The sequence below is a fragment of the Rhodococcus sp. P4_E4 genome, from assembly GCF_056401575.1.
The window spans coordinates 112,196-130,582 of the sequence record NZ_JBFUJB010000005.1; the positions used below are offsets into that span (position 1 = coordinate 112,196).

The window sequence follows — 18,387 nt, forward strand, 5'->3', positions numbered from 1 at the left end:
GGCCCCGAAGATCACGATACTGACAGCCGCGTGACGGCGGCGCGCCGACGGACCGCCGAATGTTCGATTGTTATCGGAAAAATCCTGGCGTCCGTTTCTCAGCTCAGAGAATGCGAACCAGAATCTCCGAGTGACCTGCACGAATGATGTCGCCGTCCGCCAGCTGCCAGTCCTGGACCGGTGCTCCGTTGACGGTGGTGCCGTTCGTGGATCCCAAATCGGACAGCATCGCGGTGCGGCCGTCCCAACGGATGTCGATGTGGCGACGTGAGACGCCGGTGTCCGGGAGGCGGAACTGAGCTTCCTGGCCGCGGCCGATGACATTGCTGCCGTCGCGAAGCTGGAAGTGGCGTCCGCTGCCGTCCTCGAGCTGCAGGGTTGCCGTCAGGCTCTGGGCCGTCGGTGCGTAACCGCCCTGCGGCTGGGCGTAACCCTGCTGCGGGTAGGCCTGCGTCTGCTCGAAGTTGCCGCCCTGCTCGTAGCCGGCCTGCTCGTACGGCTGCTGTGTGTACGCCTGCTGGTCGTAGCCGCCCTGCTGATAGCTCTGCTGGTCGTAGCCCGGCTGATCGTAGGACTGGCCGTTGTACGGCTGCTGGTAACCCTGCTGGTCGTAGCCGCCCTGCTGGTAGCCCTGCTGGTCGTACCCACCCTGGTACGCCTGCTGGCCGTAGCCCTGCTGGTCGTACGGCTGCTGCTGGTAACCCTGCTGGTCGTAACCGCCGCCCTGCTGGTCATAGCTCTGCTGGTCGTAACCGGCCTGCTCGTACGGCTGCTGCTGGTTCGGGTACGCCTGCTGGTCGTAGCCACCCTGCTGCTGGTTGTAGCCCTGCTGGTCGTCGCCCGTGCGGTAACCGTCGCCGCGGTCGTAACCGTTCTGGTACGGCGCTTCCTGGCCCTGCGGAGCGGCGTAACCGCCGTCGTCGTGGGAGTACCCGTTCCGTGCCGGCTGCTGCGGTTCGGGCTGGCGACCCGCCGGTTCGCGGCTTGGTTCGTAGCCTGAGTTCTGCGTCATGGGGCCGGCTCCTGGTTGTGACGGGACTGGATTGGAAACAGGGGGAACAATCGGTGCGGGTCGCTGAGGCGGCCGTTGTGGAGGCCGCGACGAAACCTGCGGAACATGCGACGGCGGCGATGCCTGTTCGGCATCACCATCCGGGTCGACGGTTCCGCGGGTGCGGAACTGACCGGTGTGGAGCGTAGGCGAAGGCTCGAAGGTGACCGAGATGTCGCCGTACGTCTGCCAACCCTGATCGCGGATGAAATCCTGCAGGTGTCGGCTGAAAGCCTTTGTCGTCAGTTCGCGATCTGCTGCCAACTCTTCGTGATCGGAGTTGTTGATGGTGATCACGTAGTTGTTGGGGGCGAGAAGGATTCCGCCGCCGAGGTGCTCGACGCGGTCACGTGCCTCCTGCTGGAGCGCCGCCTCTACTTCCTGCGGCACAACACCACCACCGAAGACCCGCGCGAATGCGTCGCCGACAGCTCCTTGGAGCTTTCGTTCGAAACGCTGCACGATGCCCATCGGGCCCTCCTCTCGCCTCGCATCTACGACGGCAAAATGCTCGGCAAGTAGCGCCGGCACCGCCTTGTCGCGTGTCGTCCAAACTGCTGTACAGGTTCCACGGTACTGTCAAATGTCGCTTCGGCAGTACCTGGCCGCTGTTTCAGCATGGTATCGGTTCTGGGCTTTCGGGTGCTCGGTGTTCATCGATTCGTGCCCTGAGCTGCACGAATAGAACTTTCAAAGTTTGTCGTGATAATGTTTCGGCGTTGCTCGGGCGAGTGGCGGAATGGCAGACGCGCTGGCTTCAGGTGCCAGTGTCCTTCGGGACGTGGGGGTTCAAGTCCCCCTTCGCCCACCACAAGACGAGGCCACGAACTCACAAGAGTTGGTGGCCTCGTTTTTTGTTGTCGGCTATCTGGCCGCAGCCTGAATGAAGCTCAGAACGAAGTCCAATGCGGTGCCTGCAAACGAGTCGTTGACTGTTTGAGGGGCCGCGGCGGGCGCAGTGATCTGAGGGTTCATCATCCCTGGCGGCAGTGTGCCGGGTGGGAGATTGATGATGGCGTTGATGTCGTAGATGGTGTTGTCGGGACCGTTGGTCACCGCGAAAGAGATACTGCCGAAGTCGGCGACCGGGCCATCGGCTGATGCAGTACCAACTGCACTGCCGAAGGTGATCGCGGCAGCGAGCGCGCCGACGCCGAGGGCCGCGGTGGTCCGGGACAAACGAGTAGTCGTTTCGGGTCCATTCACAGATGTGCTCCCTTTCGTGGTGACAGCATCCGTGCGCGGGATGCCAAGCAGCCAGGAGATTGCAACCACTATCGAGGAAGATAACGGACATTCACCCCATGGTGGAGTGGTTCGGCACGAAGTGCTTCGTCGTTCCCAGCAGTCAGAGACTTGGGAGTTGCCCGGGTGACTGCCCAGGAGATTCTTGTCGTCTTGGTTGTAACGTCTGTTGGCCGACGGAACCCTCAGTAACCGGGTGGAACGTGACGTTCTCGCTCGACGCTGACCCTTCGTATTTACGTATATCCGTAGATGCGGACATACGCGAAATTGCACTCGACATCACCACCGGCGCATTCGTACTTTCCTTCGCCGTACAACGCGACCTCGCACGGCAAGCACTGATCCCCGAACACCTGACCTGGATCTTCCCTGCGTTCGTCGACAGTGCAATCCTCGGCTCCACCATCGCCATCGTCATCATCAGCAAGCTCAACCTGAACAAACGCGACCGAGGCTTCTACATCGCACTCGCCGTCAGCGTCGTCGTGATCAGCATTTTCGGAAACGCCTATCACGCAGCAATTGCTGCACAGGAGTCGATCGATGGTGGGGGAGACTTTGGGTTCATTCCACTGGCGCCGGCCATTGCGATCATTCCGCCGGCCCTGGTCTTGGCGTTCACGCACGGAATCACAATCCTGGTGAAGGCAGTCGGAATGGCCTACGCCGCGTACCGTGCGATCGTCGAAAATGCCGCCGACAGTGAGGATGCACAGCGCCGCCGATTACAAGCTGTACGACCCTGAAACCCTCGAAGCGGACACCCTCGGCGACGCCACCACAGGGCCCGAGACTTGCGAAGCCGTACTCCGCGAGCTCGACCTCGTTGACACCGCGCTCAAGGCAACCGACGCCGCCTACAGGCGCGTCCTTGACGAAGCCAGCCGTCTCTACTTGAAAGACTGACTGCCAGGACATCATTGGAGGATCTGCGCTTTACCGACACGCGAGTACACCTCACAGAGCCCCTACCTGGGCTACCCATCTACTTGACCTTCGCGGAGATCAAGCATCTACCAGACCTCACCGCGATATTCCGACAGGCCACCGAAGAAGTTGCAGAGGGTGCAGATCCGGAGACCATCGCCACGCGCATCAAAAGGAAAGCCAGATTCGCCAACTCCCTCTTCGAACAGGCGATGAACTATCGATACATTACCCAGTCGGGAGACTCGTCCAGCTTGATTTCCGCAAGTCAGCCCGGATGGATCAACATCACCGTTCATCCCCACAACGCGGGGGAACTGAGGAGTGATCGACAACTTCTTAAGCGCCCACGACGAGCTCTACGACGCGAATGCCCCGGACACAGAGACCAATCGCCCCCATTCTTCTGGTGTCTTCAATAATGGATGAGACCTTCGAATGCAGGCGCACGACTAAGAGAGTCCTCGTTGTCCCCCTACATCGGATCGGTTCATTGGAAGATCTGCACGACTGGTGAATGAACGCATGCGGTGCCGAAATTGTCTGCCCCGCCAAGTAACCTTCACGATGCGACGAGAAGCGGGTCGTCACACCTGCCAGACCGACGATCACTCGACGGTCCCGATCTGTAGGGAACCCCTCGGATCGGCAGCTGTGTGGCGACCCGATTCTAGTTCGACACCACCAGGGATGTTGCTTCGCTGGCACGTATCTGGATTGCTCCACCCGGACAGCCGAAAGAAGGCGAAAGAAACCGGATGGTCAGCTACTATCCACTCTCGTAGACGCTCTCGAAGAGCGCTCAGCTCGACCGCATCAGAAAGACCACACATGAGTCGTACGACCACCCTCGCCGCTGCCACTGTCCTGGCGGCAGCCCTGTCCCTCGCCGCGTGCGGCCACGACGTTGACGCCAAGCCTGAAACTCACACCAACTCGTCGTCCTCCCAGGAGCAGCAGGTGGATACCCCGGCCCAGCCGGTCTCCAAGTCCGAATCTGTCGTGCAGAGATTCACCACGGCTCTCGATAACCTCGGCATCAAGTACGCCGAGCCCGAACGTGCAGAGGTTGGACTGTCAGGGGCTCAGATGCGGTTCGATATGCCAGTGAACGGCTACGACGCCGGAATCAACATCTTCCCGAACAAGGAGACGCTCGCGACGTGGCAGGAGGCCAGTGATGCCTTCGGCGGGATTCACGTCGCCCTGCCCGATGCGGATGCCGTGCTGACATTGAACAGTTCCGAGGGTATCGCTGACTCAGCGAAGATCGCCCCGAGGATCGCCGAGGCCGTCGGCGGCACCGCACACGGAGTTTAGATGCGCAACGGGCGACTCCCCGACGCTCTCCGGGGAGTCGCCGGCGAGTGCAGTCAACTATTGAAACTGGCAGTCCTGTTTGATGATCGGCAACCGCTCGGCTTCGCCGACCAGCCTAGCTAGTAGTCGATGATATCGAGGGCGTCGAGGTCGCTGGTCAGCTTCTAGTAGACGTCGGAGTCGTAGAAGCCCTTTGCATCGCTGTTTCCTTGCCCTGGGTCGATCTTGTCCATATCGGGGACGTCGTAGGAGATCTCGTAGCGTTCAAGCGCATCGCTCCACTGGAGATGGACGATCATGTCCGCTGTTTCGATGTCGTACTTGTCGTTCCCGTAATTCTGGCGATGTACTCGAAGGAATACGTAAAGGTGTAGCTGTCGTCCTGCTTCCGCGACTGGGGGTCAGCTACTTCAACAGTGGCGACGTCGCTACGGCGCGAGCGTGGTGGGAGACGGCTGCTGCTGCGGGATCTGACAGCGCGCGAAAAGCCCTTGACGAGTTGGGTGATGATTAGCCGCAGACCACCTGGAGTGTCGGTGTCGTACGTCGAGCTAGTCCGTATGCGACCATTGCCTGGTGAGCAAGAAGGACCTGACATGAGCGTTCCGTTTTCCGATGATGAGCTGCTACGGGTCTTTGCCGACTTCCAGCTCACCCTGCCCGCGTTGGGGCAGGGTTCGTTCAAAATCGCCTACCGAGGTCAAATCGGGCCGGACGACATTGTCATCAAAATTTTGAAAGATCCCCTGCCGGATGAAAACTTCGACTCCGACGATTCGATTCCGATTCCCACACGGTTTGGGCGTGAGATTGAGGGTATGTCGCAGGTCGACTCACCGTATGTTGTTCGCTTGGTCGAATCCCCGAGGAAATGCCGTCTTTCGCAGCGGGACTATATTTGGTACGCGGAACCTTTTTATTCCGGTGGAACGCTGGAGGAGGCTATAAATGCTGAAGGTGGGAGTGAAGAGCTTTCTCGGCGTCTGGTGATCGCATTGCTCCATGCAGTGAACGCAATGTGGTCTGATGCGGGGATCGTGCATCGCGACATCAAGCCAGGCAACATTGTTTTTGACAACGACGGACGTCCGGTCCTTCTAGACCTCGGGATCGCCTACCATAACGATCTCTCCCCTCTGACCGATGCGTTCGACGCTTCGCCGCGGACCAGTCGTTATGCGGCGCCTGAGCAATTCGAAATGAGACGATTTGCAGAGATAGACTTTCGGACCGATCTGTTTCAAATCGGCATAGTGGCATTCGAGGCACTCGCTGGCCGCCATCCGTTCTGGCATGAGAAGATCGACACCAAAGAGTACTTTCGGAAACTTGAGAGCTTCGATTCCTCCAATTTCGACGGTTTATTCTGCGAAGAGGATCTGCGAGCTGTTATAACACGGTTACTTGCGCCTCGGCCTAGTCAGCGGTATAGGAACGTGTCAATCCCACTGCGACGGCTTGGAGTGACGGCATGAGTTTCTATGTCCAGCATGGATACGGTAAAGGCACAAAAATTTTCGACGTTGCCGATCAAGGTTCGCTATCGGGTGTCGTGCTAAGTCCTGGGGACGAAGAGGTCGCGGGTCTCACCAGCACCGTAGCAGGGATCCAATCTCTGGGGCTGGACGCACTTCTTGACCCTCAGTCTTACATTTACTCCACGACGCCCGTCGGTTCAGCTCGTTGCCATTCAGCTCATGATCTTAACTTCCGTCGGGTTAAATGGTCCCAAAGCGCTCAAGACATTGCTGGTCAGATTGACTCGATTGAGGCAGCTAATGTAGCAATTGGTATACGTGGTCCGATGATTGCGCCTACCTGTGTCCAATCGACTTTCACCGACATCTGGACGCCTCTGGCCCTTCAATATGCGCGATCGGCCGTAGATTCATGGGGGCCTGACCGAACCATCGCCAGCGTGGCAATTGACGAGGGCGCCTTGACCAATTGGAAAGATATTGCCGATTGGCTCGACGTCGTAACAAGTATCGACGTCCGAGGGTTCTATATCGTTGTCAATCGGGCAACGAAAGGGTATCCCCCAGCGCCGTGGGACTCGATCCGTTTATGCAATCTACTTCGACTTATCTATAACCTCTCCGAGGTCAATGAGTACGACGTTCACTGGGGCTACTCGGACCTTGAAGGATTGATCGGCCTTGCAGCCGGAGCAACCGCAATATCATCAGGTTGGTTCTACACCCTGCGGCAATTTTTCACTTCGAAATGGCAACCGTCTCCAGCTGGTGGTCAACCTCCTACTGCACGGGTGTATATACCGGCGCTGTGGGGTTCACTCAAAGCGCAGGAAGAGCTGTCCTATGTCATGAACCTTCCATACAAAGACGACATCGTGCTTCCTGCAATCGATTCGATTTTCACTGCGCGCAGCCTGTCTTCCTGGAGCCGCGTAGAGGCTCAGGTGCAGTTCATGACGCAACTGTCCAGAGAGGCAGAGAGCGTGGTCATATCGCGCGACCTGCCAACCCGGTTGGATTCAGTCGAAAGTGCCCTGAGCCAGGCGTCGAACTTGTACGGCAGGATCGCTCGAGATGGGGTAGTGCTTCCGCCCGGTTATGCCGGACGTGTCACCAACCTCCGTTACGCAGTCGAGGAGATGCGGCGCGCAGAAGGAGTCTGATCGTCGTCCAGCTGCCGATGAAGAAGTTCAAGGAGCCAGAGTTTCTGTGCATCACCGAGCGGACGTTTGGGGGCGCCACGCTGCCATGAAAGTCGACGGTCGGTCACCGCGATCAAACCGCTCTCGTACACGCTCAGTGTGTGGCGATCCACCCGGTTAGCGACTTCTTCGGGCATCAGGATGGCAGTGCGGTGAGCCATTGGCCTGAACCTCGCCACTTGTCTGACCGCACGTCGCCAATCCGCCATTTTGGCTTCCACTGCGAGCGAGTCGTGGACGAGGTTCCTTGCCTGGAGGAGTTGGGAGTCATTCCAGTCCGCAGCTTGTACCCGCGCGCGTAGGTCTTTCGCGTAGGTGGCCGATACGCCTATCGGTTCGTCGACGTCGCCAGAGATGACCTGTGCCTCGGTAAAAGTGGACAGGCGACTGGACTTACGGAGGTACGACAGGAGACCGCTGGAGGAAACTACGAGGATGAGAATGTCGGGTCTGCCGCGGCCCACTCGTGGTTCCAGCATCAGGTAAAGGCTGCGACCTGGTCCTGGCGGCATCAACTTGTCCGCATCCCTGACGAACGCGTCTGTCAGCCGTGCTTCGTGAATGGGGAGCCCCACTATTCGGCGAGCTACCGACTCGCTTGGGTCGGTCGTAATGTCGTGCTGTTGCCCGGTCACAGCGTGAGACGATACGAATGTAGTCACCTCCCCAGCCTATTGCCCTTGGACATGAGTAAGCACTCTGGGCAGTCGGGTCGGTGAGGGGTAGCTTCCGCCGACAGGCAAAAGAAACTTGAAGAAGACTGGGTCGCCGATTGTTGATTGTGTGCGACGCGTGGTTTCGGGGACGATGCGGGAGGGTTGTCGGGCATGCCGGGCAGCGGCGATGGTGCATCGTTGGCGAACGTCATCGTCTGCTCCTGACACTCGATCCGGACTGTTACCCGAGCTGACTGTAGGAGCGTGCACCGACAGGGCCATGCTCACACTGGCCTCGGACGGGCGCGGGTGACAGCTCCAGCGAGTGCCAGCGGCATGCAGCACACTCAGCTCCTCGCTTCCCCCGCCGGCCACTCGAGTGGGTGCGAACGCCGCGCCCGCCGCCGGCTGTGTTGCCGCCTGCCCGGCGGCCGGCTACCTGCCGGTGTCCTCCGAAATGCACTCCGAAATGCGCTTCGCACCAGCGAAAAAATCACCACCGCAACGAGCGCGGCAGGGATGCAAGCCGCAATCGGGTAGCTCACCCACGCTCACGAAATCACCGCACACGAGGCCGTCGCGCTGCTCGCCGTTGCGACCCGCCGCACCGCACGGAATCCGATTCCGAGGGTAAGCGCACCGAAGGAGGAACTGCGGTAGATCCGTGGATGTTCAACCATCACCAAGGATCTAGGGGAGTTCGGCGGCCTCGTCGTCTGTCAGTTCGATCTCTTGCCCGTTGTCGCCAAGCCTGTAGTAGTCCCGTTGTCCGTCCGTCGGATTTGTGCGCTTAACGATCGTGTAGGTAGCTCCGTTTGGATCTTTACTGTCATGCAGCGAAGCTACCTCGCTGAGATCGGCCGGTCCGGCGATGGAGTACCGGAAAAGTGACGCTTGCCCGGCGGCCGGCCACCTTCGGTGTCCCCCTAAATGAACTCCGCTGCGCTCCGTTCTGCGAAAAACATTGATTTGTTTTCACTTCTGGCCTTCCGATTCTCGTCGGCGGTGACCTGCGCGCAACCCCTGGCGGCGCAAGCGCCGGCCGATGGCTCCGAGAAATTTTCGCCACTCGCAAGCTCCCGTCAAAATTTTCTCGGCCAAGGGGTGGCACTCCGGCCCCCTCATGCCGACGCGATTCTCCTTTGCCAGAAGGCGAAAAAAATTGGCGGGGCACGAGGCCCGGTCACTTTCACAGCAAGGGGACGACATGCAGAACATCCGTTTGAGGACCGCCACCGACGTCTTGGCCGCAATCCCGGCATTGCTCGGATTCGTCCCCGCCAATTCCGTCGTGATGATCGCTCTCACCGGATCACCGGCCACCCTCGCGTTCGTCGCGCGCACCGATGTCATCGGTGCCCATGCGGCAGCCGACTACCGCGTCGCACTTGAGCAAGCCGCAGTCACGTCCGTTATCTGGGTTGTCGTCGGCACCGGTCCGGTGGCAGCCGCCGGACTCGATCAGATCGAGGCGGCAAGCGCGAGCTCGACAGCATGGGAATCCACAGCGTCCGCACCCTTGTCGCCGAGTCTCTCGAAATCGGAGCGGAGTGGTTCGACACCAACGGCGAGGAGAGTGGACGCACCGCCAACCCGTTCCTGTCGGAGGTCAGCATGAACCGAATCATGGGCGGACGTCAGACGTCGAGCAGCCGCGCCGAGATCGAAGCCCGTTACCGCGAGGACACGGCCGCCGACATGGACGCAGCCCGCGCCGCCGCAGCCGAGCAGGGCGAGGACTTCGCACGAAACACGATCACGGAAATCGCCGCAGTCGTGCGCAATTTCGAGGTTCCCAGCCTCGACCTCGCCGCCCGCGCTGGATTATGCGCGGCAGCGGACCCGCACCACCGCGACGCCATGATCGGAATCGTCACCATCAGCCCGCAAGCCGCAACGGACGCCTTCGGAACCATCGCCGCACACCTACGCGGAAACTACCGAGTCCAGGCCCTCACCCTTGCCGGGTTGGCCGCATACGTCGACGGCGACGGAGCCGCCGCCGGAATTTGCGCTCGACACTGCTAGCGCTATCGGCGTCGACCCCAGCCTCACGACGTTGCTCAAGCTGCTCGACGCGTCCCGCACGGCCGGAATCAAGCCGGAGGCGATCGCCGAACGCGCCACCATCGGCGTCGAAGTGGCGCGGTCGATGGGAATCGACCTCCGCGCCGGGCTTCCCATGGTTGTCTTCATTCCCGATAACGAACGCGCCGCCGTCTGCGCTTAGTGACGCAAGGTCTCTCGCTAGTCCTGTATTTGCGCCAGTCGGGTTGAACCTAGGCTTTTGCGGCCCGAGGTAGAAAGAGCAAGTAATCGAACAATCATGAAGCACAGTCTTGATAACACCTACGTGTCCGAAATGTCGTCCCCATCGGGGACGCCTCAACCCCTTGCTTTCAGCGCCGCCCGCGCCGCATTGAACCCACCCATCCCGTGGACCCCGCCGCCCGGGGGAGTCGCGGACGAGCAAAGGTAGACGCCCGGGGCGCCGGTGGCATAGGGGTCGAGCCCGAACCGGGGGCGCGCGATGATCTGCCGCGCAGTGTTCGCGCCCGCGGAGATGTCGCCACCCACGTAGTTGGGGTTGTACGCCTGCATCTGCGGCACATTGCGCACGTGGACGCCCACGATCCGGTCCCGGAACCCCGGCGCGAAGCGCTCGATCTGACGTGTGATCGCTTCGGTGGCGTCACCCGGATATCCGTGCGGCACATGCGCATACGCCCATACCGGGTGGATGTCTCCCACAGATCGGGAGGGGTCGGCCAAGAACTGCTGGCCCAACAGAATGAAGGGCTTGTCCGGCATCTGACCCCGAACGGTCTGACGTTCGACAGCAGCAGTTTGCGAAATCGTCCCGGACAGGTGCAGGGTGCCGGCCTTGCGGGCATGCGGATTCGTCCACGGCACGACGCTTCCGTCGGAGTCACCACGCACGGCGTAGTCGACCTTGTAGGCGGCGGTGCCGTAGCGGAATTTGCGGTAGGCCCGGGCAATGCGGTCGGGCTGCCGGCCGTCGAGCAGACGACCGGCCGCATCGGGGGCGATGTCGAGCATGACGATGTCGTAGTCGGCGATCTGGGCGTAGTTGTTAACCCAGTTTCCGGTTTCGATGGTGCCACCGAGGCTTCGCAGGATCGACGCGAGGGCGGCTGCAATTGAGCCCGAACCACCTTGTGCCACAGGCCAACCGTGAGCATGAGCGGCCGCAGTGAGCATCGACGCGACAGCGCTGGACAGGGGAAGGTCCAACCGCCCGAACATGTGCGCCGCGACGCCACCGAAGAGCGCCCGCGCCTGTGGAGTCTTGAACATCCGCGCGAAACCCGTCGCGGGAAGCAGAGCGCCCGTCCCGAAACGGGCGAGCATCAGCGGGTGCTTCGGGAGATGCACGATGGGCTGGAAGACGTCCTGCACCAACTCGTCGAAGTTCTCGGCGAGGTATCCGAAGACGTCGAGCCACCTCTTACCGTCGGCACCCAATCCGTCAGCGGTCCGGTTGATGTCGCGCCACAGAACCCCGGCGGTGCCGTCGTCGAGTGGATGGACCAGATCGATCTCGGGCCACAGCCACGTCAGGCCATGTTTGGCGAGCCCGAATTCACGGTCGAGTTCCTTGAAGTATGGAGAAGCCAAAGCGGTGGGATGGAAGGCGGAGCAATCGTCGTGGACGAGTCCGTCGACGATGTATTCGCTACTGCGGGTGCCGCCGCCGATCTTGTCCGCACCCTCGAAGACATGGACGTCGATTCCGGCGCGGGCGAGTTCGATCGCCGCCGCGAGGCCGTTGGGGCCACTGCCCACCACTACTGCTGTTGTCATTTGCTCTTCGCCACCCGTCTTCTCAAGGGTGAGCCTACGGAAATTACAGCGATGGCATTCTGCGAGCAAACAATTCAGGCCTAGACCTTGGTTGATCGATCAACTTTTGTTACAGTTCGAGGCGCACTGGCCGCAGCTGATTCTTATCGCTGCGGCCAGTTGTTGCATTCATCGCCCATCGCGCCTGTTTCCTGCGGATTCGGTATCCTGTGAATCGGAACTTCTCTGCACAGACGCAGCTCCGAAATCTGTCGAGGGGCCTTCTGGCTCCCTGCATCGCCGCAGTTCAGAGCAATTATAGGGCTACCTTAGTTGCGCCCGTGCCGGGGTTCTGAATTATCGTTTTCGTTACACGGTTGACTCACAAAAGTTTCAACCGACCGAAGACTCACGTCGCCGGGTGCCAGAACGCACACCATCGCGTCTGCGCAGGGCGGCTACTTCGGTGGTACCGAACACATCGTCGTGTCGGTGCTTTGAAGGACTTGCATTGCAAGTTGATGGCCATCAGCGCTGCTGGTCGTCGGTGCATCTTTATGGCATACGAAGGCTGGGTATGAAGCAACTTCCAGGCCCCCAGGGCCTCTATCACCCGTCCAATGAGCACGACTCCTGTGGAGTCGCATTTGTTGTCGACATGCATGGTCGCCGCAGCAGGGACATCGTCGAAAAGGCGATCACCGCTCTGGTCAACCTCGAGCATCGCGGCGCTGCCGGATCAGAACCCAACACGGGTGACGGTGCGGGCATTCTGCTGCAGGTTCCCGACAAGTTCTTCCGAGCTGTCGTGGACTTCGCGCTGCCCGCCGAAGGCGCGTACGCAACCGGTATCGCATTCCTCCCGCAGGGCGACGCCGATGCACACGAGGCTGCTGCTGCAGTCGAGAAGATCGTCGTCGAAGAGGGCCTGAAGGTTCTCGGCTGGCGCGAGGTCGGAACAGACGACTCCTCGCTGGGCGCACTGGCGCGCGACGCGATGCCGACGTTCCGTCAGATCTTCATCGGCTCCGAGGGTGACAAGTACACCGGCATGGATCTCGAGCGTCGTGCGTACGTGGTGCGTAAGCGCACCGAGCACGAACTCGGCTCCGAAGGCGCCGGCAAGGGTGGCCCGGGTAGCGAGACCGTGTACTTCCCCAGCCTGTCCGGCCAGACGTTCGTCTACAAGGGCATGCTCACCACCCCGCAGCTCAAGGGTTTCTACCTCGACCTGCAGGACGATCGTGTCGAGAGCGCACTGGGCCTGGTCCACTCGCGCTTCTCCACCAACACGTTCCCGTCGTGGCCGCTGGCGCACCCGTTCCGCCGGGTCGCTCACAACGGTGAGATCAACACCGTCACCGGCAACGAGAACTGGATGCGCGCTCGCGAGTCCCTGATCGACAGTGACGTCTTCGGTGGCCGCGAGAACCTGGACAAGATCTTCCCGATCTGCACCCAGGGCGCCAGTGACACCGCTCGTTTCGACGAGGTGCTCGAGATGCTGCACCTCGCCGGCCGCAGCCTGCCGCACGCAGTTCTCATGATGATCCCGGAAGCCTGGGAGAAGCACGAGAGCATGGACCCGGCTCGTCGGGCGTTCTACGAGTACCACTCGGCTCTCATGGAGCCCTGGGACGGACCGGCGTCGGTGTGCTTCACCGACGGCACCGTCATCGGCGCCGTGCTGGACCGCAACGGTCTGCGTCCGTCGCGTCTGTGGATCACCGAAGACGGCCTCGTCGTCATGGCGTCGGAGGTCGGCGTTCTGCCGATCGATCCGTCCACCGTGGTCCGCAAGGTCCGCCTCCAGCCCGGCCGCATGTTCCTCGTGGACACCGCGCAGGGCCGGGTCATCAGCGACGACGAACTCAAGTCCGAACTCGCTGCCGAGCACCCGTACCAGCAGTGGATCGATGAAGGTCTGATCCACATGGACGACCTGCCGGACCGCCCGTACACGTACATGTCGCACGAGCGCGTCGTCCTGCGTCAGCAGCTCTTCGGTTTCACCAGCGAAGAGGTCAACCTGCTGGTCAAGCCGATGGCTCTCTCCGGTGCCGAGGCTCTGGGTTCGATGGGTACCGACACTCCGATCGCCGTGCTCTCGTCACGTCCGCGGATGCTGTTCGACTACTTCTCGCAGCTCTTCGCTCAGGTCACCAATCCGCCTCTCGACGCGATTCGTGAAGAGGTTGTCACCAGCCTCGGCGCGACCATCGGCCCCGAGGGCGACCTGCTGCACCCGAATGCGGACTCCTGCAAGCAGATTGCGCTCCCGCAGCCGATCCTGCACAACGACGATCTGTCGAAGCTCGTTCACGTCAACGACGACGGCGAATTCCCGGGCTTCCGCAGTGTCGTGATCCGTGGCCTGTACCCCGTCAAGGAAGGCGGCGACGGTATCCGTCGTGCGCTCGAGGGCATCAAGTACCAGGTCTCGCAGGCAATCGAGGGTGGCGCACGCATCGTCGTGCTCTCGGACCGCGAGTCCACCGAGGACTACGCACCGATCCCGTCGCTGCTCCTCACCTCGGCTGTGCACCACCACCTGGTTCGTGAGAAGTCGCGCACCAAGGTCGGCCTCATCGTCGAGGCCGGCGACGCCCGCGAGGTGCACCACATGGCGCTCCTCATCGGCTTCGGTGCCGCAGCGGTCAACCCGTACATGGCTTTCGAGACCATCGACGAGTTCCTGCAGAACGGCGAGCTCGAGGGTCTGACTCTCGAGAAGGGCATCGCGAACTACATCAAGGCAGCCGGCAAGGGTGTCCTGAAGGTGATGTCCAAGATGGGCATCTCGACGCTCGCGTCGTACACCGGTGCTCAGCTGTTCCAGGTCATCGGCCTCTCGCAGGAGCTGACGGACGAGTACTTCACCGGTCTGCAGTCGCAGCTCGGTGGCATCGGCCTCGACCAGATCGCAGCCGACGTCGAAGCACGTCACCGCATCGCGTACCTCGATCGCCCCGAAGAGCGCGCTCACCGCGAGCTCGAGGTCGGCGGCGAGTACCAGTGGCGTCGTGAAGGCGAGTACCACCTGTTCAACCCGGACACGGTCTTCAAGCTCCAGCACGCAACTCGCACAGGTCAGTACGAGGTGTTCAAGGAGTACACGACAATGGTCAACGACCAGTCGGAGCGCCTTGCCGCTCTGCGTGGTCTGTTCGACTTCAACATCGGCAAGCGGCCGTCGATCTCGATCGACGAGGTCGAGCCGGCCAGCGAGATCGTCAAGCGTTTCTCGACGGGTGCGATGAGCTACGGCTCCATCTCCGCCGAGGCTCACGAGACTCTCGCCATCGCGATGAACCGTCTGGGCGCCCGCTCCAATTCCGGTGAGGGCGGCGAACATCCGTCGCGCTTCACGCCGGACGAGAACGGCGATCTGCGTCGCAGTGCCATCAAGCAGGTCGCGTCGGGACGCTTCGGTGTCACCTCGCACTACCTGAGCAACTGCACCGACATCCAGATCAAGATGGCGCAGGGAGCCAAGCCCGGTGAGGGCGGCCAGCTTCCGGCTCACAAGGTGTACCCGTGGGTGGCCGAGGTTCGGCACTCCACGCCTGGCGTCGGGCTGATTTCGCCGCCGCCGCACCACGACATCTACTCGATCGAGGATCTCGCGCAGCTGATCCACGACTTGAAGAACGCCAACCCGCAGGCCCGCATCCACGTGAAGCTGGTCTCCGAGGTCGGCGTCGGAACCGTCGCGGCCGGTGTCTCCAAGGCACATGCCGACGTCGTTCTGATCTCCGGTCACGACGGTGGCACCGGTGCCACCCCGCTGACCTCCGTCAAGCACGCGGGCGCACCGTGGGAGCTCGGCCTCGCCGAGACCCAGCAGACGTTGCTGCTCAACGGTCTTCGTGACCGCATCGTCGTGCAGGTCGACGGCCAGCTCAAGACGGGTCGCGACGTCGTCGTTGCTGCCCTGCTCGGCGGCGAGGAGTTCGGTTTCGCCACCGCACCGCTGGTGGTCTCGGGCTGCATCATGATGCGCGTCTGCCACCTCGACACCTGCCCCGTCGGTGTCGCGACGCAGAACCCGTTGCTGCGTCAGCGTTTCAGTGGCAAGCCGGAATTCGTCGAGAACTTCTTCATGTTCATCGCCGAAGAGGTTCGCGAGCTTCTCGCGGAACTCGGTTTCCGCACGCTGCTCGAAGCAGTCGGCCAGGTCGACATGCTGGACACCACGCGCGCTCTCGATCACTGGAAGGGAAGCAAGGCAGGCAATCTCGATCTGTCGCCGATCCTGACCCAGGTCGAGTCCGCGTTCATGGACCAGGACGTCCACTGCACCGGCACACAGGATCACGGTCTCGACAAGGCACTCGATCAGCAGTTGATCGTCTCGGCCCGCAATGCACTCGACAAGGGTGAGGCGGTTTCGTTCGAGTCCGCGATCACCAACGTCAACCGCACGGTCGGCACCATGCTCGGCCACGAGGTCACCAAGGCGTTCGGTGGAGAGGGCTTGCCCGAGGGCACCATCGACATCACGTTCACCGGTTCCGCCGGTAACAGCTTCGGTGCTTTCGTGCCCAGCGGTATGACCCTGCGCCTGCACGGCGACGCCAACGACTTCGTCGGCAAGGGCCTCTCGGGTGGACGCATCGTCGTACGCCCGCCGCTCGATGCAGCGGAAGGCTTTGTCGCCGAGGACAACATCATCGGTGGCAACGTCATCCTGTTCGGCGCCACCAGCGGCGAGGCTCTGCTTCGCGGTGTCGTCGGCGAACGCTTCGCAGTCCGTAACTCCGGCGCCACTGCCGTCGTCGAGGGTGTGGGCGATCATGGTTGCGAGTACATGACGGGTGGAAAGGTGGTCATCCTCGGAGCCACCGGACGTAACTTCGGCGCCGGCATGTCCGGTGGCGTCGCGTACATCTACAACCCCGACAAGGCATTCGAGAAGAACCTCAACACCGAACTGGTGGACCTCGAGGATCTTTCGGGCGACGACTTCACCTGGTTGAAGAGCGTCATCGAACGTCATCGCGACGAAACCGGCTCCGAGGTTGCCACGCGCATCCTCGGCGACTGGTCGCAGCAGGTGGGTCACTTCGCAAAGGTGATGCCCCGCGACTACAAGAAGGTTCTTTTGGCCATCGCGGCCGCAGAGAAGGATGGCAAGAACGTGGACGAGGCAGTTATGGAGGCAGCTCGTGGGTGATCCAAGCGGCTTCCTGAAGCACACGTCGCGCGAACTTCCGGTTCGCCGGCCGGTGCCGTTGCGCCTGCTCGACTGGAAAGAGGTCTACGAGGAGTTCCCGAAGGAAACCCTCCAGACCCAGGCCAGCCGTTGCATGGACTGCGGAATTCCTTTCTGCCACAACGGTTGCCCTCTCGGAAACTTGATTCCCGAGTGGAACGACCTGGTCTTCAAGGACCACTGGCACGACGCCATCGAGCGTCTGCACGCGACCAACAACTTCCCGGAGTTCACCGGTCGTCTGTGCCCCGCACCCTGTGAGGCGTCCTGTGTCCTGGGCATCAACCAGGATCCGGTCACCATCAAGCAGGTCGAGGTCGAGATCATCGACAAAGCCTTCGACGAAGGGTGGGTCAAGCCGGTTCGCGCCGCGCACGCCACCAACAAGAGGGTCGCAGTTGTCGGCAGTGGTCCGGCCGGTCTGGCCGCAGCGCAGCAGCTGACCCGCGCCGGTCACGCAGTGACGGTCTTCGAGCGGGCAGACCGCATCGGCGGCCTGCTGCGCTACGGCATCCCCGAGTTCAAGATGGAGAAGCGGCACATCGACCGCCGTCTCGAGCAGATGGAAGCCGAAGGCACCGTCTTCAAGACCAACGTCAATGTCGGCGTGGACATCACCGCGGACGAGCTGCGCGAGCAGTTCGACGCAGTGGTTCTGGCCGGCGGCGCCACCGCAGCTCGCGATCTGCCGATCCCGGGCCGCGAGCTGGACGGCATCCACCAGGCGATGGAGTTCCTGCCGATCGCCAACCGTGTGCAGTTGGGTGACCTCGACGCTCCCACCATCACCGCTGAGGGCAAGAAGGTTGTCATCATCGGCGGCGGCGACACCGGCGCGGACTGCCTCGGCACCTCGCACCGTCAGGGCGCAGCCAGCGTGCACCAGTTCGAGATCATGCCGCGTCCCCCGGAGACTCGCGCCGAGCAGACTCCGTGGCCGACGTACCCGCTCATGTTCCGCGTGGCTTCGGCTCACGAGGAAGGCGGCGAGCGTCTGTTCTCCGTCAACACCGAGAACTTCGTCGGTGAAAACGGCAAGGTCACCGGACTCAAGGCTCACGAGGTCGAGATGAAGTCGGGTCGTTTCGAGAAGGTCGAGGGCTCGGACTTCGAGCTCGAAGCCGATCTCGTGCTCCTGGCAATGGGCTTCGTCGGTCCCGAGAAGCCGGGTCTGCTCACCGATCTCGGTGTCGACTTGAACGAGCGCGGCAACGTCGCCCGCACGTCGAAGTGGAACACCAACGTCGACGGCGTGTTTGTGGCCGGTGACATGGGCCGCGGTCAGTCCCTGATCGTCTGGGCCATCGCCGAGGGACGTTCCGCAGCAGCCGCTGTGGACACCTACCTCGAGGGTGTCACCGCCCTTCCGTCACCGATCCACCCGACAGCGGCTCCGCAGCGCTAGAGGCTCTTACAAAGCCGCACCCCATCGCATTCGGTGGGGTGCGGCTTTGTTTCTGCAAGTAGTTCGCACGATCTGTAACAA

13 protein-coding genes, 1 tRNA gene and 1 pseudogene are annotated in these 18,387 nt (G+C 61.7%); 10 read left to right on the forward strand and 5 right to left on the reverse strand.

Annotation, left to right across the window (positions count from 1 at the left end; all coding sequences use genetic code 11):
* Positions 1 to 103 precede the first annotated feature (103 nt).
* Positions 104 to 1,522 carry a DUF3662 and FHA domain-containing protein gene (locus AC1DVN_RS07875; RefSeq protein ID WP_021332622.1) on the reverse strand — a complete coding sequence of 473 codons (1,419 nt, stop codon included), beginning with the start codon at positions 1,520 to 1,522 and terminating at the stop codon, positions 104 to 106.
* 254 nt (positions 1,523 to 1,776) lie between these two features.
* Between AC1DVN_RS07875 and AC1DVN_RS07880 the strand changes: the two genes are divergently transcribed.
* A tRNA-Leu gene (locus AC1DVN_RS07880) sits at positions 1,777 to 1,862 on the forward strand.
* A 53-nt stretch (positions 1,863 to 1,915) separates the two neighbouring features.
* Here AC1DVN_RS07880 and AC1DVN_RS07885 read toward each other — a convergent pair.
* Positions 1,916 to 2,257 carry a hypothetical protein gene (locus AC1DVN_RS07885; protein ID WP_477993671.1) on the reverse strand — a complete coding sequence of 114 codons (342 nt, stop codon included), beginning with the start codon at positions 2,255 to 2,257 and terminating at the stop codon, positions 1,916 to 1,918.
* A 281-nt stretch (positions 2,258 to 2,538) separates the two neighbouring features.
* On the opposite strand from AC1DVN_RS07885, the pseudogene AC1DVN_RS07890 reads away from it, so the two are divergent.
* Positions 2,539 to 3,012 (forward strand): annotated as a pseudogene (locus AC1DVN_RS07890) (DUF2637 domain-containing protein); the annotation flags it as partial.
* Between the two features lie 1,045 nt (positions 3,013 to 4,057).
* Positions 4,058 to 4,546: a hypothetical protein gene (locus tag AC1DVN_RS07895; protein WP_477993672.1), complete on the forward strand. Its 489-nt coding sequence runs from the start codon at positions 4,058 to 4,060 to the stop codon at positions 4,544 to 4,546.
* 164 nt (positions 4,547 to 4,710) lie between these two features.
* Here AC1DVN_RS07895 and AC1DVN_RS07900 read toward each other — a convergent pair whose 3' ends face one another.
* Positions 4,711 to 4,845, reverse strand: a complete 135-nt coding sequence (locus AC1DVN_RS07900) for a hypothetical protein (protein ID WP_477993673.1) — start codon at positions 4,843 to 4,845, stop codon at positions 4,711 to 4,713.
* A 297-nt stretch (positions 4,846 to 5,142) separates the two neighbouring features.
* Here AC1DVN_RS07900 and AC1DVN_RS07905 point away from each other — a divergent pair, with 297 nt between their 5' ends.
* Positions 5,143 to 6,021, forward strand: a complete 879-nt coding sequence (locus AC1DVN_RS07905; protein ID WP_477993674.1) for a serine/threonine-protein kinase — start codon at positions 5,143 to 5,145, stop codon at positions 6,019 to 6,021.
* Positions 6,018 to 7,187: a hypothetical protein gene (locus AC1DVN_RS07910; RefSeq protein WP_477993675.1), complete on the forward strand. Its 1,170-nt coding sequence runs from the start codon at positions 6,018 to 6,020 to the stop codon at positions 7,185 to 7,187. Before AC1DVN_RS07905 ends, AC1DVN_RS07910 begins: the two co-directional genes overlap by 4 nt.
* On the opposite strand, the gene AC1DVN_RS07915 is transcribed toward AC1DVN_RS07910, so the two are convergent.
* The gene (locus tag AC1DVN_RS07915) at positions 7,148 to 7,705 is read right to left on the reverse strand and encodes a hypothetical protein (RefSeq protein WP_477993676.1); all 558 of its coding nucleotides are present in this window, start codon (positions 7,703 to 7,705) and stop codon (positions 7,148 to 7,150) included. The genes AC1DVN_RS07910 and AC1DVN_RS07915 overlap by 40 nt on opposite strands.
* Positions 7,706 to 9,089: 1,384 nt before the next feature.
* Here AC1DVN_RS07915 and AC1DVN_RS07920 point away from each other — a divergent pair.
* The 3 genes from AC1DVN_RS07920 to AC1DVN_RS07930 are packed head-to-tail and all read left to right on the forward strand — an operon-like array spanning position 9,090 to position 10,112.
* Positions 9,090 to 9,500 carry a DUF4192 family protein gene (locus AC1DVN_RS07920; protein WP_477993677.1) on the forward strand — a complete coding sequence of 137 codons (411 nt, stop codon included), beginning with the start codon at positions 9,090 to 9,092 and terminating at the stop codon, positions 9,498 to 9,500.
* Positions 9,383 to 9,910 (forward strand): DUF4192 family protein, encoded by a 528-nt coding sequence (locus AC1DVN_RS07925; RefSeq protein WP_477993714.1) that lies wholly within the window; start codon positions 9,383 to 9,385, stop codon positions 9,908 to 9,910. Before AC1DVN_RS07920 ends, AC1DVN_RS07925 begins: the two co-directional genes overlap by 118 nt.
* Before the next feature lie 31 nt (positions 9,911 to 9,941).
* Entirely contained in the window at positions 9,942 to 10,112 is a 171-nt protein-coding gene (locus tag AC1DVN_RS07930) for a hypothetical protein (RefSeq protein WP_477993678.1), read from the forward strand.
* Between the two features lie 155 nt (positions 10,113 to 10,267).
* Here AC1DVN_RS07930 and AC1DVN_RS07935 read toward each other — a convergent pair whose 3' ends face one another.
* Entirely contained in the window at positions 10,268 to 11,707 is a 1,440-nt protein-coding gene (locus AC1DVN_RS07935) for a phytoene desaturase family protein (RefSeq protein WP_477993679.1), read from the reverse strand.
* Between the two features lie 556 nt (positions 11,708 to 12,263).
* Here AC1DVN_RS07935 and gltB point away from each other — a divergent pair.
* The gene (gene gltB / locus AC1DVN_RS07940; RefSeq protein WP_477993680.1) at positions 12,264 to 16,862 is read left to right on the forward strand and encodes a glutamate synthase large subunit; all 4,599 of its coding nucleotides are present in this window, start codon (positions 12,264 to 12,266) and stop codon (positions 16,860 to 16,862) included.
* The gene (locus AC1DVN_RS07945; RefSeq protein WP_020968013.1) at positions 16,855 to 18,306 is read left to right on the forward strand and encodes a glutamate synthase subunit beta; all 1,452 of its coding nucleotides are present in this window, start codon (positions 16,855 to 16,857) and stop codon (positions 18,304 to 18,306) included. The genes gltB and AC1DVN_RS07945 overlap by 8 nt, the downstream gene beginning before the upstream one ends.
* The last annotated feature ends 81 nt before the right edge of the window (positions 18,307 to 18,387 follow it).